The sequence below is a fragment of the Pseudomonas asgharzadehiana genome (genome assembly GCF_019139815.1).
Lineage (GTDB): Bacteria > Pseudomonadota > Gammaproteobacteria > Pseudomonadales > Pseudomonadaceae > Aquipseudomonas > Aquipseudomonas asgharzadehiana.
Map to the genome: position 1 here is coordinate 1,125,566 of NZ_CP077079.1, position 19,857 is coordinate 1,145,422.

Annotated in this window: 18 protein-coding genes and 1 pseudogene; 11 read left to right on the forward strand and 8 right to left on the reverse strand. The window is 60.8% G+C overall.

Features of this window, described 5'->3' with window-relative positions; genetic code table 11:
* Positions 1-157: 157 nt before the first annotated feature.
* Positions 158-907 (forward strand): FadR/GntR family transcriptional regulator, encoded by a 750-nt coding sequence (locus tag KSS96_RS05055; protein ID WP_116078461.1) that lies wholly within the window; start codon positions 158-160, stop codon positions 905-907.
* Between the two features lie 11 nt (positions 908-918).
* On the opposite strand, the gene KSS96_RS05060 is transcribed toward KSS96_RS05055, so the two are convergent.
* Together KSS96_RS05060 and KSS96_RS05065 are read right to left on the reverse strand one after the other, a co-directional pair.
* Positions 919-1,242, reverse strand: a complete 324-nt coding sequence (locus KSS96_RS05060) for a hypothetical protein (protein ID WP_017530111.1) — start codon at positions 1,240-1,242, stop codon at positions 919-921.
* A 137-nt stretch (positions 1,243-1,379) separates the two neighbouring features.
* Entirely contained in the window at positions 1,380-2,537 is a 1,158-nt protein-coding gene (locus KSS96_RS05065; protein ID WP_068936141.1) for a phospholipase, read from the reverse strand.
* 234 nt (positions 2,538-2,771) lie between these two features.
* On the opposite strand from KSS96_RS05065, the gene kdgD reads away from it, so the two are divergent.
* The 5 genes and pseudogenes from kdgD (at position 2,772) to KSS96_RS05090 (ending at position 9,504) form a co-directional block, all read left to right on the forward strand.
* The gene (gene kdgD, locus KSS96_RS05070) at positions 2,772-3,683 is read left to right on the forward strand and encodes a 5-dehydro-4-deoxyglucarate dehydratase (RefSeq protein WP_017530109.1); all 912 of its coding nucleotides are present in this window, start codon (positions 2,772-2,774) and stop codon (positions 3,681-3,683) included.
* 54 nt (positions 3,684-3,737) lie between these two features.
* The gene (locus KSS96_RS05075) at positions 3,738-5,183 is read left to right on the forward strand and encodes an aldehyde dehydrogenase family protein (RefSeq protein ID WP_065877293.1); all 1,446 of its coding nucleotides are present in this window, start codon (positions 3,738-3,740) and stop codon (positions 5,181-5,183) included.
* Positions 5,184-5,279: 96 nt separating this feature from the next.
* Positions 5,280-6,521 (forward strand): annotated as a pseudogene (locus KSS96_RS05080) (MFS transporter); the annotation flags it as partial.
* Between the two features lie 314 nt (positions 6,522-6,835).
* Positions 6,836-8,389, forward strand: a complete 1,554-nt coding sequence (gene garD, locus KSS96_RS05085; protein ID WP_017530106.1) for a galactarate dehydratase — start codon at positions 6,836-6,838, stop codon at positions 8,387-8,389.
* A gap of 173 nt (positions 8,390-8,562) precedes the next feature.
* The gene (locus tag KSS96_RS05090; protein ID WP_017530105.1) at positions 8,563-9,504 is read left to right on the forward strand and encodes an AEC family transporter; all 942 of its coding nucleotides are present in this window, start codon (positions 8,563-8,565) and stop codon (positions 9,502-9,504) included.
* Here the strand turns inward: KSS96_RS05090 and KSS96_RS05095 are convergent.
* The 6 genes from KSS96_RS05095 to gatC form a co-directional block, all read right to left on the reverse strand.
* On the reverse strand, positions 9,501-9,881 hold the full coding sequence (locus KSS96_RS05095) for a carboxymuconolactone decarboxylase family protein (RefSeq protein WP_065877292.1): 381 nt from the start codon (positions 9,879-9,881) through the stop codon (positions 9,501-9,503). The two genes, KSS96_RS05090 and KSS96_RS05095, sit on opposite strands and share 4 nt — an antisense overlap.
* On the reverse strand, positions 9,878-10,924 hold the full coding sequence (locus KSS96_RS05100) for a calcium/sodium antiporter (protein WP_083221626.1): 1,047 nt from the start codon (positions 10,922-10,924) through the stop codon (positions 9,878-9,880). The genes KSS96_RS05095 and KSS96_RS05100 overlap by 4 nt, the downstream gene beginning before the upstream one ends.
* A gap of 58 nt (positions 10,925-10,982) precedes the next feature.
* Positions 10,983-11,354, reverse strand: coding sequence for a septal ring lytic transglycosylase RlpA family protein (locus tag KSS96_RS05105; RefSeq protein ID WP_017530102.1), 372 nt, complete (start codon positions 11,352-11,354; stop codon positions 10,983-10,985).
* Between the two features lie 96 nt (positions 11,355-11,450).
* Positions 11,451-12,896 carry an Asp-tRNA(Asn)/Glu-tRNA(Gln) amidotransferase subunit GatB gene (gatB, locus tag KSS96_RS05110; RefSeq protein ID WP_017530101.1) on the reverse strand — a complete coding sequence of 482 codons (1,446 nt, stop codon included), beginning with the start codon at positions 12,894-12,896 and terminating at the stop codon, positions 11,451-11,453.
* A 10-nt stretch (positions 12,897-12,906) separates the two neighbouring features.
* Positions 12,907-14,358, reverse strand: a complete 1,452-nt coding sequence (gatA, locus tag KSS96_RS05115; protein ID WP_065877290.1) for an Asp-tRNA(Asn)/Glu-tRNA(Gln) amidotransferase subunit GatA — start codon at positions 14,356-14,358, stop codon at positions 12,907-12,909.
* A 16-nt stretch (positions 14,359-14,374) separates the two neighbouring features.
* On the reverse strand, positions 14,375-14,662 hold the full coding sequence (gatC, locus tag KSS96_RS05120) for an Asp-tRNA(Asn)/Glu-tRNA(Gln) amidotransferase subunit GatC (protein ID WP_065877289.1): 288 nt from the start codon (positions 14,660-14,662) through the stop codon (positions 14,375-14,377).
* A gap of 210 nt (positions 14,663-14,872) precedes the next feature.
* On the opposite strand from gatC, the gene mreB reads away from it, so the two are divergent.
* From mreB to rng, 5 genes are all read left to right on the forward strand, one after another.
* Positions 14,873-15,910, forward strand: a complete 1,038-nt coding sequence (gene mreB / locus KSS96_RS05125; protein WP_002555108.1) for a rod shape-determining protein MreB — start codon at positions 14,873-14,875, stop codon at positions 15,908-15,910.
* 138 nt (positions 15,911-16,048) lie between these two features.
* Positions 16,049-17,170, forward strand: coding sequence for a rod shape-determining protein MreC (gene mreC / locus KSS96_RS05130; RefSeq protein ID WP_116078458.1), 1,122 nt, complete (start codon positions 16,049-16,051; stop codon positions 17,168-17,170).
* A complete protein-coding gene (mreD, locus tag KSS96_RS05135) occupies positions 17,170-17,658 on the forward strand; it encodes a rod shape-determining protein MreD (protein WP_017530097.1) in 489 nt (162 codons plus the stop codon). The genes mreC and mreD overlap by 1 nt, the downstream gene beginning before the upstream one ends.
* Before the next feature lie 50 nt (positions 17,659-17,708).
* A complete protein-coding gene (locus KSS96_RS05140) occupies positions 17,709-18,305 on the forward strand; it encodes a Maf family protein (protein WP_065877287.1) in 597 nt (198 codons plus the stop codon).
* 70 nt (positions 18,306-18,375) lie between these two features.
* A complete protein-coding gene (gene rng / locus KSS96_RS05145; RefSeq protein ID WP_003171790.1) occupies positions 18,376-19,833 on the forward strand; it encodes a ribonuclease G in 1,458 nt (485 codons plus the stop codon).
* Positions 19,834-19,857: the final 24 nt, after the last annotated feature.

Below are 19,857 nucleotides of genomic sequence, written 5' to 3' on the forward strand. Positions count from 1 at the left end.
GCGGTTTTTCCGTCAGACCTGTCTGAAAAATGCCTCGATTGATGTCGGGGCATTTTTTTGCGCGCAGGATATAGATGAAAGTCGTGCCCGGACGGTGATCGTACAACCGCCATGGGCTATGATGCGTGCTCAAGTTCGCCGAGAAAGATGATTCATCATGGAAAACGCCAACACCGCCCCTCGTCTTCCCCGCAAGCGCCGCAGCCTTGCCCAGGAATTGGTCACGGTGTTGTCCGAGCAAATCCGCGATGGTGAGCTCAAACGGGGCGACAAGCTGCCCACTGAGTCGGCGATCATGGAAGCCCATGGTGTAAGCCGCACGGTGGTGCGCGAAGCCATTTCGCGCCTGCAGGCGGCGGGGCAGGTAGAAACCCGCCATGGCATCGGTACCTTTGTGCTGGACACGCCGAGCCCCAGCGGTTTTCGTATCGACCCGGCCACGGTGGTCACGTTGCGTGATGTGTTGGCCATTCTGGAGCTGCGTATCAGCCTGGAAGTGGAATCAGCCGGTCTGGCGGCCCTGCGCCGCAGCGACGAACAACTGGCGGCCATGCGCGCGGCGCTCGATGCGCTGAATGAAAGCGCGGCGCATGCTGGCGATGCGGTGGCGTCCGATTTCGCATTCCACCTGGAGATTGCCCTGTCCACCGGCAACCGCTATTTCACCGACATCATGACCCACCTGGGCACCAGCATCATTCCGCGAACCCGCCTGAACTCGGCGCGCCTGGCCCATGATGACCAGCAGCATTACATGGGCCGTCTGAGCCGCGAGCACGAAGAAATTTATGAAGCGATCGCGCGCCAGGATTCGGATGCGGCGCGCGCGGCGATGCGTTTGCACCTGACCAACAGCCGCGAGCGGCTGCGCCAGGCGCATGAAGAGGCGCAGGCACAGCGGGGGTGAATTAGCTAACGCTAAAGCGTAACTTTCAAACGTTCGGAGTCGGCTTCCATTGAAGTTTCTCGCTTCGTTACTCGATAGCCCAGTTCCAACGTTTTGCCTTGAAGGCGTTCCTGCTGGTCTTTAGTCGGCGTAATAACGAGTGTTACCTGCGGGGAGAGTTCTGTAGGAACCCCGAAAACAGATTCGTAGTAGGTAAGGTCGTCTTCCTCATCTGGATTCCTTTCAAACAAAATAGCTTGGACGTTCGCATTTTCCGGCTGCGGCGCGTTAGATGGCAGCTGGAGTTCAATCCGCTCCAATGACGAGGTGATTAAGGTTGGGGCTGGGTAGGTCATGTCGAGGTCTCCTTTTCAGGTATATGTGCCTGTTCATTTATCCGCGATGATCAAGCGCCCGCGAAACTGTCAGAAATCACAGTTCCGACAAATGGTCCCATGCGTACGGTTCACGGCGCGCATGGGACCAGAGTCACTCAACTCAGCGGCGTATTCGGCTTGTAGTCCTTGAGCAACAAATACGTACTCCACCCCCACCAATCGTGAGTCCAGTGCTTGTCGTTCAGGTCATTCACGTCCTTGCGTCGCAGCACCTTGTCACCCTCAACCTTGAACAGCGGCGAAAAGTTATTCGCCGGGTTTTGTGCAGCGTTCAAGTCCGGCACATGCAGCGGCGCCTTGAAGTTGGCCGGGGAGGGCGCCACACCGCTGGCAAACGTTGCGAAGATTTCATCGGCGGACGCCTGCACCGCGCGTTTGACCTGCAGCCGATTAGCCGCATCGATGCCGTCGAAGTAGCGTTTATCCCCATAGGCATGCCACTCATCACCCAGGGCATTGCGTACTTTGAGCCCAAACTGGCTGTCTTCATCGTGCATGAAGCGGCTGATCAACGAGCCCAGTTCGCCAGGCGTCACCACCGCCGCCAGCTGTTTGCGGGGTACGCGCAGGTGTCCGGCGGAAAATAGATCGGTTAAAAAGTGATCAGCGAAACTGTTCATGGCATACGCCAACTCCAGTGCCTGGTCGGTACCGGTTTGATGGGCCGCGACGGCTTGTTGCAAGGCTGCCGTGTGCCCTGCCAGGTAGGCCGATAGGGCCCATTCACCGAAGTGGTCAGCGTTGTCCGCCGCCAGCTTCAAATAACGCCCCAGCGGAATCAGCGCCGAAACCGCGCTGCCGCCTCCGGTGATGCGGTTCCATTCCTCGGAAAACGTATCACCGAGGGCATCGTAGGCTTCGTGGGGTTGTTTGCCGTCCTGGATCGCCTGGTTGATCGCGTTGATCTCCTTTTGCATCACCGCGAGGATCTTGCCGGCTTCTTCCCGCGAGGCTGGCAACACCGCCAGCGAGTTGAAGGCCGCCATAAAACGTTGCACACGGTCGGCAGGGGAGGCGCCATCGCTGATGGGGCGGCCGGGAACGCCATAGAAGTCGCCGCCCAGGGCAATCACTTGGCCGTAAGTCAGGGCCAGCCCGTTGGGCAGGTGCAGTTCGACTTGGCGTGCGGGAATGGCCGGCGCGTCCTTGGCGAAGCGCAACAGTGTGTCGTCGCCGATGGCGGTGTGTTCGCTGCCTTCGAAGCGCAGGGGCGGGGATTTTTTTTCGGGTGCTGCGAGTTCAAGACCTGACATGTTAGCTCCTTGCTATGTCGTAGGAATCTTCCTTTTTAACTGTATGCATATACAGTTGTAGCGAGCATAGAGGATAAATTTCCTACGTCAAGAAGCGCGGTATAAACACGCCTCAACGTGAAGGTCGATGAATTGCAGTTGACGAATCTTTTTATAGTTGTACGATGACGTACGACATCATCAAAAACCAACAACAACCTTTCGACAGAAAGTCTTTACCAGGGTGTTCGAATAATGAATCCACAAGAACTGAAGTCCATCCTCTCCCACGGTCTGCTGTCTTTCCCCGTGACCGATTTCAATGCCCAGGGTGACTTCCACCAGGCGGGCTATATCAAGCGCCTTGAGTGGCTGGCCCCTTATGGCGCCACCGCCTTGTTCGCAGCCGGCGGCACCGGTGAGTTTTTCTCCCTGGCCGCCAGCGAATATTCCCAAGTGGTAAAGACCGCTGTTGATACCTGCGCCACCAGCGTGCCGATCCTCGCCGGTGTCGGCGGCTCGACGCGCCAAGCCATCGAATACGCTCAGGAAGCCGAGCGCCTGGGTGCCAAAGGCCTGCTGCTGCTGCCGCACTACCTCACCGAAGCCAGCCAGGACGGCGTTGCCGCCCACGTTGAGGCCGTGTGCAAATCGGTAAAAATCGGTGTGGTGGTCTACAACCGTAACGTGTGCCGCCTGACTGCACCGTTGTTGGAGCGCCTGGCCGAGCGTTGCCCGAACCTGATCGGTTACAAGGATGGCCTGGGTGACATCGAGTTGATGGTGTCGATTCGCCGTCGTTTGGGCGACCGTTTCAGCTACCTCGGCGGCCTGCCGACTGCAGAGGTTTACGCCGCTGCCTACAAGGCCCTGGGCGTGCCGGTGTACTCCTCGGCGGTGTTCAACTTCATCCCGAAAACCGCGATGGACTTCTACCACGCGATTGCCCGCGAAGATCACACCACCGTGGCCAAGATCATTGACGACTTCTTCCTGCCCTACCTGGACATCCGTAACCGCAAGGCCGGTTATGCCGTGAGCATCGTCAAGGCAGGCGCAAAAATCGTCGGCTACGACGCAGGCCCTGTGCGCACCCCGCTGACCGACCTGCTGCCGGAAGAGTACGAGGCCCTGGCCGCGCTGATCGACAAGCAAGGCCCGCAATAACCCATCAACGAGGCCGCTGAGTAATCAGCGGCCTTTTGCGTCAGGAGAAGATTCGTGTCTCAAGCACAGCGTTTTGAAAACTACATCAACGGCCAATGGGTGGCGGGTGCCGACTATTGCGTCAACCTCAACCCGTCGGAGTTGTCTGATGTCATTGGTGAGTATGCCAAGGCCGATGTCGCTCAAGTCAACGCCGCCATCGACGCCGCCCGCGCCGCTTTCCCGGCCTGGTCCACTTCCGGCATCCAGGCGCGTCATGACGCGTTGGACAAAGTCGGCAGCGAAATTCTCGCGCGCCGCGAAGAGCTCGGCACGCTGCTGGCCCGGGAAGAGGGCAAGACCCTGCCCGAGGCCATCGGTGAAGTGACCCGCGCCGGTAACATCTTCAAGTTTTTCGCCGGTGAATGCCTGCGCCTGTCCGGTGATTACGTGCCGTCGGTGCGCCCGGGCGTCAATGTTGAAGTCACCCGCGAAGCCCTGGGCGTGGTCGGCTTGATCACTCCGTGGAACTTCCCGATTGCTATCCCGGCTTGGAAAATCGCTCCGGCCCTGGCCTACGGTAACTGCGTGGTGATCAAGCCGGCCGAGTTGGTGCCGGGCTGCGCCTGGGCCCTGGCGGAGATTATTTCCCGTGCCGGCTTCCCTGCCGGCGTGTTCAACCTGGTGATGGGCAGCGGCCGTGTGGTCGGCGATGTGCTGGTCAACAGCCCGAAGGTCGACGGCATCAGCTTCACCGGTTCCGTGGGTGTGGGGCGTCAGATCGCCGTCAGCTGCGTGTCGCGCCAGGCCAAAGTGCAGTTGGAAATGGGCGGCAAGAACCCGCAGATCATTCTCGATGACGCCGACCTCAAGCAGGCCGTCGAGCTGTCGGTACAGAGTGCGTTCTACTCCACCGGCCAGCGTTGCACGGCATCGAGCCGTTTGATTGTCACCGCCGGCATTCACGACCAATTCGTCGCGGCCATGGCCGAGCGCATGAAGTCGATCAAGGTTGGTCACGCATTGAAAAGCGGTACTGACATTGGCCCGGTAGTGTCCCAGGCGCAGTTGGACCAAGACCTTAAATACATCGACATCGGCCAAAGCGAAGGCGCGCGGCTGGTCAGCGGTGGCGGCGTGGTGACGTGCGACACCGAAGGTTACTACCTGGCGCCGACGCTGTTCGCCGACAGCGAAGCCGCCATGCGCATCAGCCGTGAAGAGATCTTCGGGCCGGTGGCCAACGTGGTGCGCGTGGCGGACTACGAGGCGGCGCTGGCCATGGCCAACGACACCGAGTTCGGCTTGTCGGCGGGCATTGCCACCACCTCGTTGAAGTACGCCAACCACTTCAAGCGCCATTCCCAGGCCGGGATGGTGATGGTCAACCTGCCGACCGCCGGTGTGGATTACCACGTTCCATTCGGTGGCCGGAAGGGCTCGTCCTATGGTTCGCGTGAGCAAGGACGCTATGCGCAAGAGTTCTACACCGTGGTGAAAACCAGCTACATCGGTTCGTAATACGCAACACCCGCGGGAACCGGCTTTCACCTGGAGCGGTTCCCGCGCACACAATTAATTACCCGCAAAAAAAATAATTAGTGGGAGCACCTCCAGATGCAAACGACCAAGCCGACCCACGTCCGCTATTTGATCCTGCTCATGCTGTTCCTGGTGACCACGATCAACTACGCCGACCGGGCCACCATCGCCATCGCCGGCTCCAGCCTGCAAAAAGACCTCGGCATCGACGCGGTCACCCTCGGTTACATCTTCTCCGCATTCGGTTGGGCCTACGTGGCCGGGCAAATTCCCGGTGGCTGGCTGCTGGACCGTTTCGGCTCGAAAAAAGTCTATGCGCTGAGCATTTTCACCTGGTCACTGTTCACCGTGCTGCAAGGCTATGTGGGTGAGTTCGGTGTCTCCACAGCGGTCGTTGCGCTGTTTATGCTGCGCTTTATGGTGGGCTTGGCCGAAGCGCCATCCTTTCCGGGCAATGCGCGTATCGTCGCGGCCTGGTTCCCGACGGCTGAACGCGGTACGGCATCGGCGATCTTCAACTCCGCGCAGTATTTCGCCACGGTGTTGTTCGCGCCGCTGATGGGCTGGATCGTCTACCGCTTCGGCTGGCAGCACGTATTTATCGTGATGGGCGTGATTGGCATCGTGTTCTCGCTGGTCTGGCTGAAAGTTATCCACAGCCCGCGCCAGCACCCGATGATCAACGAAGCAGAGTTCAATCACATCGCGGCCAACGGCGCGATGGTCGATATGGACCAGGACAAGGGCAAGGGTAAAAAAACCGACGGTCCGAAGTGGGATTACATTCGTCAACTGCTGACCAATCGCATGATGCTGGGCGTGTACCTGGGCCAGTACTGCATCAATGGGATCACCTACTTCTTCCTGACGTGGTTCCCGGTGTATCTGGTGCAGGACCGTGGCATGACCATCCTCAAGGCCGGTTTCATCGCCTCGTTGCCGGCGATCTGCGGCTTCATCGGCGGCGTGCTGGGTGGGGTGATTTCCGACTACCTGCTGCGCAAGGGCCATTCCCTGACCTTCGCCCGCAAAGCGCCGATCATTGCCGGTCTGCTGGTTTCCAGCAGCATCATTGCGTGTAACTACGTCGACGTTGAATGGATGGTGGTGGGCTTCATGGCCTTGGCCTTCTTCGGCAAGGGCGTTGGCGCACTGGGTTGGGCGGTAGTGTCCGACACCTCGCCCAAGCAAATCGCCGGCCTCAGTGGCGGCTTGTTCAACACCTTCGGTAACCTGGCGTCGATCACCACGCCGATCGTGATCGGCTACATCATCAGCACCACCGGCTCGTTCAAATGGGCCTTGGCCTTCTTCGGCAAGGGCGTTGGCGCACTGGGTTGGGCGGTAGTGTCCGACACCTCGCCCAAGCAAATCGCCGGCCTCAGTGGCGGCTTGTTCAACACCTTCGGTAACCTGGCGTCGATCACCACGCCGATCGTGATCGGCTACATCATCAGCACCACCGGCTCGTTCAAATGGGCCCTGGTGTTCGTCGGCGCCAACGCGCTGGTGGCGGTGTTCAGTTACCTGGTCATTGTCGGCCCGATCAAGCGTGTAGTACTCAAAGAGCCGCCAAGCAAGGGGCCAGAGTTGACCAACCTAACCCAAGCGCATTCCTGAGAGGCACCGTGATGCAGTTGATTGAACATGCCGACTCGCCACGCTCCATTCGTTTGCACGAGCGCGACAACGTAGTGATCGTGGTGAATGACCAGGGCGTACCGGCCGGGACCGAGTTTCCGGACGGCCTGGTGACCGTGGAATTCATCCCCCAGAGCCACAAGGTGACCCTGGAAGATATCCCGCAAGGTGGTCAGATTATTCGCTACGGCCAGACCATCGGTTACGCCTTGGCGCCGATCCCGCGCGGCAGTTGGGTGCAGGAGGATCAACTGCGCATGCCCACCGCGCCGCCCCTGGACAGCTTGCCGCTGTCCACCGAGGTGCCTGAGGCTCAGGCGCCGTTGGAAGGTTTCACGTTCGAGGGCTACCGCAACGCCGATGGCACCGTGGGCACGCGCAATATCCTCGGCATCACCACCACGGTGCAGTGCGTGACCGGGGTGTTGGACCATGCGGTCAAGCGCATCAAGGACGAGCTGCTGCCCAAGTACCCGCACGTCGATGACGTGGTGGCGCTGACCCACAGCTACGGGTGTGGGGTAGCGATTACCGCCACCGACGCCTACATCCCGATCCGCACTGTGCGCAACCTGGCGCGCAACCCGAACCTGGGGGGCGAAGCGTTGGTGATCAGCCTGGGCTGCGAGAAATTGCAGGCCGGGCAGGTGATGCATGACAACGACAGTTCCGTGGACTTGAGCGAGCCGTGGTTGTATCGGCTGCAGGACTCCAGCCACGGATTTACCGAAATGATCGAGCAGATCATGGACCTGGCTGAAACCCGCCTGAAAAAACTCGACCAGCGCCGCCGCGAAACCGTGCCGGCGTCCGAGCTGATTCTGGGCATGCAGTGTGGCGGCAGTGATGCGTTTTCCGGCATCACCGCCAACCCGGCGCTGGGGTATGCCTCGGACCTGTTGCTGCGGGCGGGGGCGACGGTGATGTTTTCCGAAGTTACCGAAGTCCGCGATGCGATCTACCTGCTGACTTCTCGCGCAAAGACGAAGGAAGTTGCCGAAGAGTTGGTGCGGGAAATGGACTGGTACGACCGCTACCTGGCCAAGGGCGAGGCGGATCGCAGCGCCAACACCACGCCGGGTAACAAGAAGGGCGGGTTGTCGAATATCGTCGAGAAGTCCTTGGGCTCCATCGTCAAGTCCGGCAGCAGCGCGATCAACGGCGTGTTGGGCCCAGGCGAGCGGTTCAAGGGCAAGGGTTTGATCTTTTGCGCCACGCCGGCCAGTGATTTTGTGTGCGGCACCCTGCAACTGGCGGCGGGCATGAACCTGCATGTGTTCACTACCGGGCGCGGCACGCCTTACGGGCTGGCGATGGCCCCGGTGGTGAAAGTGTCGACCCGTACGGAATTGGCGCAGCGCTGGCCGGACCTCATCGATATTGATGCCGGGCGCATCGCCACCGGCCGCGCGAGCATCGAAGAGCTGGGTTGGGAGCTGTTTCACTTCTACCTGGACGTGGCCAGCGGCAAGAAGCAGACCTGGGCGGAGCATCACAAGCTGCACAACGACATCACCTTGTTCAACCCGGCGCCGATTACCTGAGACCGAGTTGCCTGCATCGCGGGCAAACCCCCTCCCACCTTTGACCGAGTTCCAGCATGAAAGCGCGATCAAGGGTGGGAGGGGGCTTGCTCCCGATAGCGGTCTCCCAGACGCCGTTGGGCTGTATGGCTTATCATTAGCCACCTAACGACGCCCACCCAAGGTCCCCCGGCATGCTGGCTATCTTCCTCACCACCCTGACCATCACCGCGCCGGTGTTTGCCATGCTGTTTCTCGGTGTGCTGCTCAAGCGCATCAATTGGATTAACGACAACTTTATCCACACGGCCTCGTCCCTGGTGTTCAACGTCACCATGCCGGCGTTGCTGTTCCTGGGCATCCTGCATGCCGACCTGCACTCGGCGCTCAAGCCGGGTTTGCTGATTTACTTTTCGGTCGCCACCCTGGTGAGCTTTGCCCTGGCCTGGGGTTGGGCGATCTTTCGTTGCAAGCGTGAGGACCGTGGGATCTACACCCAAGGCGCGTTTCGCGGCAATAACGGCGTGATCGGCCTGGCACTGGCGGCCAGCATGTACGGTGACTATGGGATCTCGCTCGGGGCCGTCCTCGCCGCGCTGGTGATCCTGTTCTACAACACCCTCTCGACCATTGTGCTGGCGGTGTACAGCCCGGTGATCAAGTCCGACCCCTGGAGCATCTTCAAAAGTGTGGTGGCCAACCCGTTGATCATCAGCGTTATCGTGGCGGCGCCGTTCGCGTATTTTCAGATTGGCCTGCCCGGCTGGCTGGAAAAATCCATGCAGTACCTGGCCGACACCACCTTGCCGTTGGCATTGATCTGCATCGGCGGCACCCTGTCCCTGGCGGCGCTGCGCAAGAGCGGCAACATGGCGTTGAGCGCGAGCTTGATGAAGATGGTCTGGTTGCCGGTGGTCGCCACTTTGGGTGCCTGGCTGCTGGGCTTTCGCGGGCCTGAACTGGGGATTCTGTTCCTGTATTTCGGCGCGCCGACGGCCGCCGCTAGCTTCGTGATGGCCAGGGCGGCCGAGGGCAATCACGAGCTGGCGGCGGCGATTATTGTGATCACCACCCTGATGGCGGCGGTGACCACGAATATCGGTATTTTTGTGCTGCAGGCGGGTGGCTGGATCTAGCCTTCTTTCTGGTAGGTATCGATCACTTCCTGAGCGGCACGAAACGCATCAATCGCCGCCGGCACACCCGCATACACCGCGCAATGCAGCAGCGCTTCGCGAATTTCCTCCACGGTGCAGCCGTTGTTCAGCGCACCACGCACGTGGCCCTTGAGTTCCTGGGGGCACTTGAGCGCGGTGAGGGCGGCGAGGGTGATCAGGCTGCGGGTCTTCAGCGGCAAACCTTCGCGGTTCCACACGCTGCCCCAGGCATGTTCGTTGACGAAATCCTGCAACGGCTGGGTGAACTCGGTGGCATTGCCCAGGGCGCGGTCGACGAACGCATCGCCCATGACCTGGCGACGCATTTCAACCCCGGGCTTTTTCTGATCGGTCATTGCGATTCCCTCTTATGTTGGCGGCGCCAGGCGCGCAGCGAGGTGAACACCAGGAACACCAGCAGCGCCGGCAGGACGTAATGCAGCATCAATTGTTCCAGCTTGCCGGCCAGGGGCATGCCGGTGGTGAATGACATCACGTGCAACCCATACGCCAGGTATAACCCCAGCAGCACGAGACCTTCGGCGCGAGTCACACGGTAGCCGGTGTAGAACACCGGCAAGCACAACACCACGACGCCGAGCATCACCGGCAGGTCGAAGTCCAGGGCGTTGGGCGATACCGACAACGGCGACGGCGCCAAGAGCGCGGTCAGCCCCAGTACTCCCAGCAGGTTGAACAGGTTGCTGCCGATCACGTTGCCTACGGCAATTTCCCGTTGGCCGCGCAACGCGGCAATCAGCGAGGTGGCCAGGCATGGCAGCGAAGTGCCGACGCCGATCAGCGTCAGGCCGATAATGCGTTCCGACAAGCCCAGGTCGCTCGCTACATCCACGGCCGCGCCCAGCAGCAGGTGCCCGGCCAGCACCAGCACCAACAACCCGCCGAGCATCAGCAGCACGCTGCTCAGCCAGGGCGCTCGGGCCACCGTATCCAGGCTGCGTGGGCGGCGTGAGTGACGGGTCTGGTAGTGCAGCACGCCGAGGTAGGCCAGCAAGGCGGTCAGCAGGCAAAGCCCATCGACCGGCGTCAGCTCTTCATTGGCCGCCAGGGTGAACACCAGCAGGCCGGCGAGGATCATCACCGGGATATCCAGGCGCACCAGTTGCCGCGAGACACGTAACGGAATGATCAGCGCCGACAGGCCGAGGGTCACCAGGATGTTGAAGATACTGCTGCCGATTACGCTGCCCACGGCGATATCGGTGTTGCCGGCCAGGGTGGCCTGCAGGCTGACGGTCATCTGCGGCGCGCTGCTGCCGAAGGCGACGATGGTCAGGCCGATGATCAGCGGGCGCACCTTGAGGCTGGCCGCCAGGCGCACGGCGGCGCGCACCAGGATTTCGGCGCCGGCGATCAGCAGCAGCAGGCCGCTGGCCAGTTCGAGCAGGCTCCAGGGCGAAAGGGCGGTTAATCCGAAAATGGCCAGGCTCCCTCGGTCAGTTGCTCATGGCTTGCACGCGAACCCGCGCGGTGCCGCTGCGCAGCATGCCCAGTTGCTCGGCGGCTTCGCGCGAAAGATCGATCAGGCGTCCACGGGTATGCGGGCCGCGATCATTGATGCGGACCACGACGGATTTGTCGTTGTCGAGATTGGTGACCTTGACCCGCGTGCCGAAGGGCAGTCGCCGGTGGGCGGCGGTCAGGGCGTTCTGGTTGAAGGGTTCACCGCTGGCGGTTTTTTTACCATGGTGCCGGGCGCCGTAATACGAGGCGGTGCCGGTTTCGTCGTAGCCGTTGGGGTCGATGAGGCCGCTGGCGCAACCGGTCAGCAGAGAGAACAAGGCTAAAAGGCCAAGTAAACGCTTCATTCAAGGTATCCCCATATCAAATGTGGGAGGGAGCAAGCCCCCTCCCACAGGAGGTCCGAGTCAAGCATGAAGTCTTGCCCGGATCCTGCATCGCAATCAGCCTTCGAGCTTGCTTTTCAGCAGTTCGTTCACCTGCTGCGGGTTGGCCTTGCCTTTGGAGGCTTTCATGGCCTGGCCGACGAAAAAGCCGAACATCTTGCCGCGCTTGGCTTCGTCCGCCGCGCGATATTGTTCGACCTGCTCGGCGTTGGCCGCCAGCATTTCATCGAGTACGGCCGAAATGGCGCCGCTGTCGGTGACTTGCTTGAGCCCGCGTTTTTCGATGATCTCGTCGGCGCTGCCTTCGCCGGCCGCCATCGCTTCGAACACGGTCTTGGCGATTTTGCCGGAGATGGTGTTGTCCTTGATGCGCAGCAGCATGCCGCCCAATTGTTCGGCGGTCACCGGGGCTTCGTCGATTTCCAGACCTTGCTTGTTCAGCAGGCTGCCCAGCTCAACCATGACCCAGTTGGCCGCCAGCTTGGCGTCACCGGCAATGCTCACAACTTTTTCGAAGTAGTTCGCTTGTTCACGGCTGGAGGCCAAAACGCTGGCATCGTAGACCGACAGGCCGAATTGCTCCTTGAAGCGCTCGCGTTTCTGCTGCGGCAGTTCCGGCAGGGTGGCGCGCACGTCATTGAGGAACGAGTCTTCCAGCACCACCGGCAACAGGTCCGGGTCGGGGAAGTAACGGTAGTCGTTGGCTTCCTCTTTGCTGCGCATGGCGCGGGTTTCGTCTTTGTTCGGGTCGTACAGGCGCGTTTGCTGGATCACCTTGCCGCCGTCCTCGATCAGTTCGATCTGGCGACGCACTTCGGTGTTGATCGCCTTCTCGATGAAACGGAACGAGTTGACGTTCTTGATCTCGCAACGGGTACCGTATTCGGCCTGGCCTTTTGGCCGCACCGACACGTTGCAGTCACAACGCAGCGAGCCTTCGGCCATGTTGCCGTCGCAGATGCCCAGGTAGCGCACCAGCGCGTGGATGGTCTTGACGTAGGCCACCGCTTCCTTGGCGCTGCGCATGTCCGGCTCGGACACGATTTCCAGCAGCGGCGTGCCCGCACGGTTGAGGTCGATACCGGTGGCGCCCGGGAACTCTTCGTGCAGGCTTTTGCCGGCGTCTTCTTCAAGGTGCGCGCGGGTCACACCGACGCGCTTGATGGTGCCGTCTTCCAGGGGAATGTCCAGGTGGCCCTTGCCGACGATCGGCAGTTCCATCTGGCTGATCTGGTAGCCCTTGGGCAGGTCCGGGTAGAAGTAGTTCTTGCGCGCGAACACGTTGTGCTGGCCGATCTCGGCGTCAATCGCCAGGCCGAACATCACCGCCATGCGCACCGCTTCCTGGTTCAGCACCGGCAGTACGCCGGGCATGCCCAGGTCGACCAGGCTGGCCTGGGTGTTGGGCTCGGCGCCGAACGTGGTGGCGCTACCGGAGAAAATCTTCGATTGGGTGGCGAGCTGGGTATGAATCTCCAGCCCGATCACAACTTCCCATTGCATAGTGTTCTCCTCAGAAGCCGGTAGGGGTGCGAGTGTGCCAGTCAGTGTTCAACTGGTACTGGTGCGCCACATTGAGCAGGCGGCCTTCCTGGAAATACGGGGCGAGCAATTGCACGCCGACCGGCAGGCCGTCGACGAAACCTGCAGGCATCGACAAGCCCGGCAAGCCCGCGAGGTTGGCGGTGATGGTGTAGAGGTCTTCCAGGTACTCGGCGATCGGGTCGCCGGTCTTGGCGCCGATCTTCCAGGCCGGGTTCGGCGTGGTCGGGCCGAGGATCACGTCGACTTCTTCAAAGGCTGCCATGAAGTCGTTCTTGATCAGGCGCCGGATTTTCTGCGCCTTGAGGTAGTAGGCATCGTAGTAACCGGCCGACAGAGCGTAGGCTCCGACCATGATCCGGCGCTGCACTTCAGCACCGAAGCCTTCGCCACGGGAGCGCTTGTACAGGTCGGTGAGGTCTTTCGGGTTTTCGCAGCGATAGCCGAAACGCACGCCGTCGAAACGCGACAGGTTGGAGGAGGCTTCCGCCGGTGCGATCACGTAATAGGCAGGAATCGCATGCTGGTTGTTCGGCAAGCTGATGTGCTTGATCACGGCGCCGAGCTTTTCCAGCTCTTTGATACTGTTTTGCACCAACTCGGCGATACGCGGGTCGAGACCGGCGCTGAAGTATTCCTTCGGCACGCCGATGCGCAGGCCCTTGATCGAGGTGTTGAGGTGGGCGCTGTAGTCCGGCACCGGCTCATCGATGCTGGTGGAGTCCTGCGTGTCGAAACCTGCCATGCCTTGCAACAAGATGGCGCAGTCTTCGGCCGTGCGGGCCAATGGGCCGCCCTGATCGAGGCTGGACGCGTAGGCGATCATGCCCCAGCGGGAAACGCGACCGTAGGTCGGCTTCAGACCGGTAAGGTTGGTGAACGCAGCGGGCTGGCGGATGGAGCCGCCGGTGTCGGTGGCCGTGGCCGCCGGCAGGAAGCGGGCGGCAACGGCCGCGGCCGAACCACCGGACGAGCCGCCGGGCACGTGTTCCAGGTTCCACGGGTTTTTCACTGCGCCGTAGTAGCTCGACTCGTTGGCCGACCCCATGGCGAATTCGTCCATGTTGGTCTTGCCCAGGGTCACGGCCCCGGCGGCGGCCAGCTTGGCGACCACGGTGGCGTCGTAGGGCGCCTTGAAGTTGTCGAGCATCTTCGAGCCGCAGCTGGTACGCACGCCCTGGGTGCAGAACAGGTCTTTGTGGGCGATCGGTGCGCCCAGCAATGCGCCGTTTTCACCGTTGGCGCGACGTACGTCGGCGGCCTTGGCCTGGCTCAAGGCCAGCTCTTCGGTGAGGCTGATGAAGCTGTTGACCTTGGGGTCGTGCTCGGCGATACGCGCCAGCAGGGTCTTGGTCAGCTCTTCGGAAGAAAACTTTTTATCGGCGAGACCGCGGGCGATCTCGGCCAGAGTCATGTGATGCATGAAAGGCTCTTTCCCTTTAGTCGATGACTTTCGGAACCAGGTACAGGCCGTTTTCGACCGCTGGCGCGATGGACTGATAGGCCTCGCGATGATTGCGCTCGGTCACGAGGTCTGCGCGCAGGCGCTGGCTGGCTTCGAGCGGGTGAGCCAGGGGCTCGATGCCGTCGGTATTGACGGCCTGCATTTGATCAACCAGCCCGAGAATGCTGTTCAGGGCTGCGGTGGTCTGTGGAAGATCGGCATCATTGAGGCCAAGCGAGGCCAGATGAGCGATTTTTTCCACGTCGGAGCGTTCAAGCGCCATGGGAATCTCCAGTGGAAAACAGAACGGAGGCTGTCCGTGTGTTAGATTGTCGGAACACTACCGCATTTCTACGGTCTTACGGCCGCGATTGTGGGGGTTGGTGCACAGAAAGTCGGCCAATTTAGCACATTGGCGCCTTGCCCAAAATCCCTGTCGTTGTTAGAGTTTGCCGCACTTTTTTACCCACGCGTTGCCTAGGGTCCCTTTCCCATGTTCAAGAAACTGCGTGGCATGTTTTCCAGCGATCTTTCCATTGACCTGGGCACTGCCAACACCCTTATTTACGTGCGCGAGCGCGGTATCGTTCTGAATGAGCCATCGGTTGTGGCCATTCGGACCCATGGTAATCAGAAAAGTGTCGTTGCCGTCGGCACCGAGGCCAAGCGCATGCTCGGCCGCACACCTGGCAATATTGCCGCCATTCGTCCGATGAAAGACGGCGTGATCGCCGACTTCAGTGTCTGCGAGAAGATGCTGCAGTACTTCATCAACAAGGTTCACGAAAACAGTTTCCTGCAGCCCAGCCCTCGTGTGCTGATCTGCGTTCCGTGCAAGTCCACCCAGGTAGAGCGTCGTGCTATCCGTGAGTCGGCCCTCGGTGCCGGTGCCCGTGAAGTGTTCCTGATCGAAGAGCCCATGGCCGCTGCGATCGGTGCCGGCCTGCCGGTTGAAGAAGCGCGCGGCTCGATGGTGGTGGATATCGGTGGTGGTACCACTGAAATCGCCCTGATTTCCCTGAACGGTGTGGTGTATGCCGAATCCGTGCGTGTGGGCGGCGACCGCTTCGACGAAGCGATCATCACTTATGTGCGTCGTAACTACGGCAGCCTGATCGGCGAATCCACCGCCGAACGCATCAAGCAGGAAATCGGTACCGCTTACCCGGGCGGCGAAGTTCGCGAAGTCGATGTTCGCGGTCGCAACCTGGCCGAGGGCGTTCCACGTGCCTTCACCCTGAACTCCAATGAAGTGCTGGAAGCTCTGCAAGAGTCCCTGGCCACCATCGTTCAGGCTGTGAAGAGTGCCCTGGAGCAATCGCCGCCGGAACTGGCTTCGGATATCGCCGAGCGCGGGCTGGTACTGACCGGTGGTGGCGCCTTGCTGCGCGACCTCGACAAGTTGCTGGCCCAGGAAACCGGTCTGCCGGTTATCGTCGCCGAAGACCCGCTGACCTGCGTTGCCCGTGGCGGTGGTCGTGCACTGGAAATGATGGATAAACACACCATGGACCTGCTTTCCAGCGAATAAGATCGTTGGTTGCGCCATGTTTTGCCCTCAGGCAGCACTTTGCAGTGCTGCCTGTTGGCGTTTATCTTCTTCAATCTGCATCCAGGCCGGTTAGATGCCGTATGAATAAAGAGAACATTTGCCTGGGAGGAGCGGCTTATTAAACCGCTTTTCGCCAAAGGCCCCTCATTGGGCGTGCGCTTATTGGTGCTGGTCGTGCTTTCGGTCGCGCTGATGGTGGTCGATGCTCGTTTTGCACTGCTCAAGCCCGTGCGTAGCCAGATGTCGCTGGTGTTGATGCAGACCTACTGGATCACCGACCTGCCGCAACGTCTGTTCCAGGGCGTGGCGAGCCAATTCGGCAGCCGCACCGAGCTCGTCGCCGAAAACGAAAAACTCAAGACCGAAAACCTGCTGTTGCAGGGGCGCATGCAAAAGCTCGCGGCCCTCACCGAGCAGAACGTACGGCTGCGCGAGTTGCTCAATTCTTCCGCGCTGGTCAACGAGAAAGTCGAAGTGGCCGAGTTGATCGGCATGGACCCCAACCCCTTCACACATCGCATCATCATCAACAAGGGTGAGCGCGATGGTGTGGTCCTGGGCCAGCCGGTGCTCGATGCGCGTGGCCTGATGGGCCAAGTGGTGGAGCTGATGCCCTACACCTCGCGGGTATTGCTGCTGACGGATACAACCCACAGCATTCCCGTGCAAGTCAACCGTAACGGCTTGCGCGCCATCGCCAGCGGCACCGGTAACCCCGAGCGCCTTGAACTCCGTCACGTGGCCGACACCGCCGACATCAAGGAAGGCGACCTATTGGTCAGTTCCGGCTTGGGCCAGCGTTTCCCGGCCGGCTACCCGGTGGCGACGGTCAAGGAAGTGATCCATGATTCCGGCCAGCCATTTGCCATCGTGCGCGCCGTTCCCACCGCAGCCCTGAACCGCAGCCGCTACCTGCTGCTGGTGTTCAGTGATAACCGCACCCCGGAAGAGCGCGCCAATGACGCCGCCCAGGCCCAGGAAGCGGAGGACAAGAAGAACGGCACGGCGCCGATCATTCCTGCAACCGTGCCCAAGCCTGCGCCGGCGGCCCCAACTGCACCGGTGGCCACTCCGGCCGCAGCGGCGCCAGTGGCCACGCCGGTCAAGCCTGCAGCGCATAACACCCACCCGGTAAAACCGGCGGCCGCCAAACCGCCGGCCACCACGCCTGCTACCACCACGCCTGCCGTCAAGCCTGCGACTGCAGCCCCGGCGACCACGCGGCAGAGGGAGGAATAATGGCCGGTACTCATTCGCGCAATGGTTGGATCGTGTGGCTGACATTCGCGGTCGGCCTGCTGCTCAGCGTTTCGCCGCTGCCGCAATTCATGGAAATCCTGCGCCCGCTGTGGCTGGCCTTGTTGCTGGCGTTCTGGTCGCTGAACCTGCCACATAAAGTGGGCATGGTCACGGCCATGTTCCTGGGCTTGGCGGAAGATGTGCTGTATGGCACCTTGCTGGGCCAGAACGCGTTGATCCTGACCTTGATCACCTTCCTGGTACTGTCGCTGCAGCAGCGTTTGCGTATGTTCCCGATGTGGCAGCAATGCCTAGTGATCCTGGTGATTTTCGGCCTGGCGCAGCTTGTTCAGTTATGGCTCAGCGCCTTGACCGGCAACCGCCAGCCAACCCTGGCGCTGGTGCTGCCGGCGCTGGTCAGCGCGCTGCTGTGGCCATGGATCAGTTTCGGTCTGCGTGGGCTGCGTCGTCGCTATAAAATCAATTGAATGGATTGCGAGGCTCTGCCTGGTTATCGAACCCTACAGGGAGAGTCTGCATGAATTCGCTTTATCTGGCCTCCGGCTCCCCGAGGCGACGTGAACTGCTGACCCAGATCGGTGTGCCCTTCAAGGTGGTCAGCGCCGCTATTGACGAAACTCCCATCCCCAATGAATCCGCTGTTGCCTATGTCGAGCGTCTTGCGCGCGGCAAGGCGGCGGCGGGTTTTGCTGCGCTTGAGCAAACGTCGGATGCCTGCGTGTTGGGTGCCGACACGGCGGTGATTGTCGACGGCAAGATCCTCGGCAAGCCGGTAGACCAAGCCGACGCCTTGGCGATGTTGATGGCCTTGGCGGGCCGTGAGCATGAGGTGCTCACGGCCATTGCCCTCACCGATGGGCTGCGCTGCGAAACCCGATGTGTCAGGAGTCGTGTACTTTTTCGCGAGGTTTCTGTCGAGGAGGCTACAACCTACTGGCACAGCGGCGAACCGCAAGACAAGGCGGGCGGCTATGCTATTCAAGGGCTTGGCTCGGTGTTTGTCGCCGGGCTCAACGGCAGTTATTCCGCCGTGGTAGGCCTGCCGGTGTGCGAAACCGCGCAACTGCTTGGCCGATTCGGCATACCCTGTTGGCAACACCTTACCGCGCGCTGAACGCGTTACTCCAGCGCCCAGCCTTAAGCGACCGGCCACTATTGTGAAAACGCCTGAACGAGACCCAGCCATGAGTGAAGAGATTCTGATCAATATCACGCCGATGGAATCGCGCGTGGCGGTGGTAGAGAACGGTGTTTTGCAGGAAGTACACGTCGAGCGCACCCAGAAGCGCGGGATCGTTGGCAATATCTACAAAGGCAAGGTAGTGCGCGTGCTGCCGGGGATGCAGGCGGCATTCGTCGACATCGGCCTGGACCGTGCCGCGTTTATCCATGCTTCGGAAATCTCCCTGCGTGAAGGCCCGGCGGTCGAAAGTATCAGCGCCCTGGTGCATGAAGGGCAGAGCCTGGTGGTGCAAGTCACCAAGGACCCCATCGGTTCCAAGGGCGCGCGCCTGACCACGCAACTGTCGATTCCTTCGCGTTATCTGGTGTACATGCCGCGTACCGCCCACGTCGGTATCTCCCTCAAGATCGAGGATGAAGGCGAGCGCGAACGCCTGAAGAAGGTGGTCAGCGACTGCGTGGCCGCCGAAGGCATCAAGGAGGCCGGCGGTTTTATCCTGCGTACCGCCGCGGAAGGCGCCGGGGCCGATGAGATTCTGATGGACATCCGTTACCTGCGACGGCTGTGGGATCAGATCGGCGCCCAGATCAAGACCATCGGCGCGCCGAGTGTCATTTATGAAGACCTGGGCCTGGCCTTGCGCACGCTGCGCGACCTGGTCAGCCCCAAGATTGAGAAAATTCGCATCGACTCGCGGGAAACCTTCCAGCGCACCACGCAATTTGTTGCCGAGCTGATGCCGGAAATTGCCGACCGCCTGGAACACTATCCTGGTGAGCGGCCGATCTTCGACCTATACGGCGTCGAAGATGAAATCCAGAAGGCCCTGGAGCGCAAGGTGCCGCTCAAGTCCGGTGGCTATCTGGTGGTGGACCCGGCGGAAGCCATGACCACCATCGACGTCAACACCGGCGCTTTTGTCGGCCATCGCAACCTCGAAGAGACCATCTTCAAGACCAACCTCGAAGCGGCCACCGCGATTGCGCGCCAACTGCGCCTGCGCAACCTGGGCGGCATCATCATCATCGACTTCATCGACATGGAAGACGAAGAGCACCAGCGCCAGGTGCTGCGCACGCTCGAGAAACAACTGGAACGCGATCACGCCAAGACCAACATCATCGGTATTACCGAGCTGGGACTGGTGCAAATGACCCGCAAACGTACCCGCGAAAGCCTGGAGCAGGTGCTGTGCGAGCCGTGCAGCAGTTGCCAGGGGCGCGGTAAGTTGAAAACTCCGGAAACGGTTTGCTACGAGATTTTCCGGGAAATCTTACGAGAGGCGCGGGCCTACCAGGCCGAAGGTTATAGAGTGCTTGCCAACCAGAAAGTGGTCGACCGCCTGCTGGATGAAGAGTCCGGTAACGTTGCCGAGTTGGAGGGATTTATCGGGCGCACGATTCGCTTCCAGGTAGAAACCATGTATTCCCAGGAACAATACGACGTGGTGCTGCTCTGATCCCCATTCGCTTGCCTTTTTTGA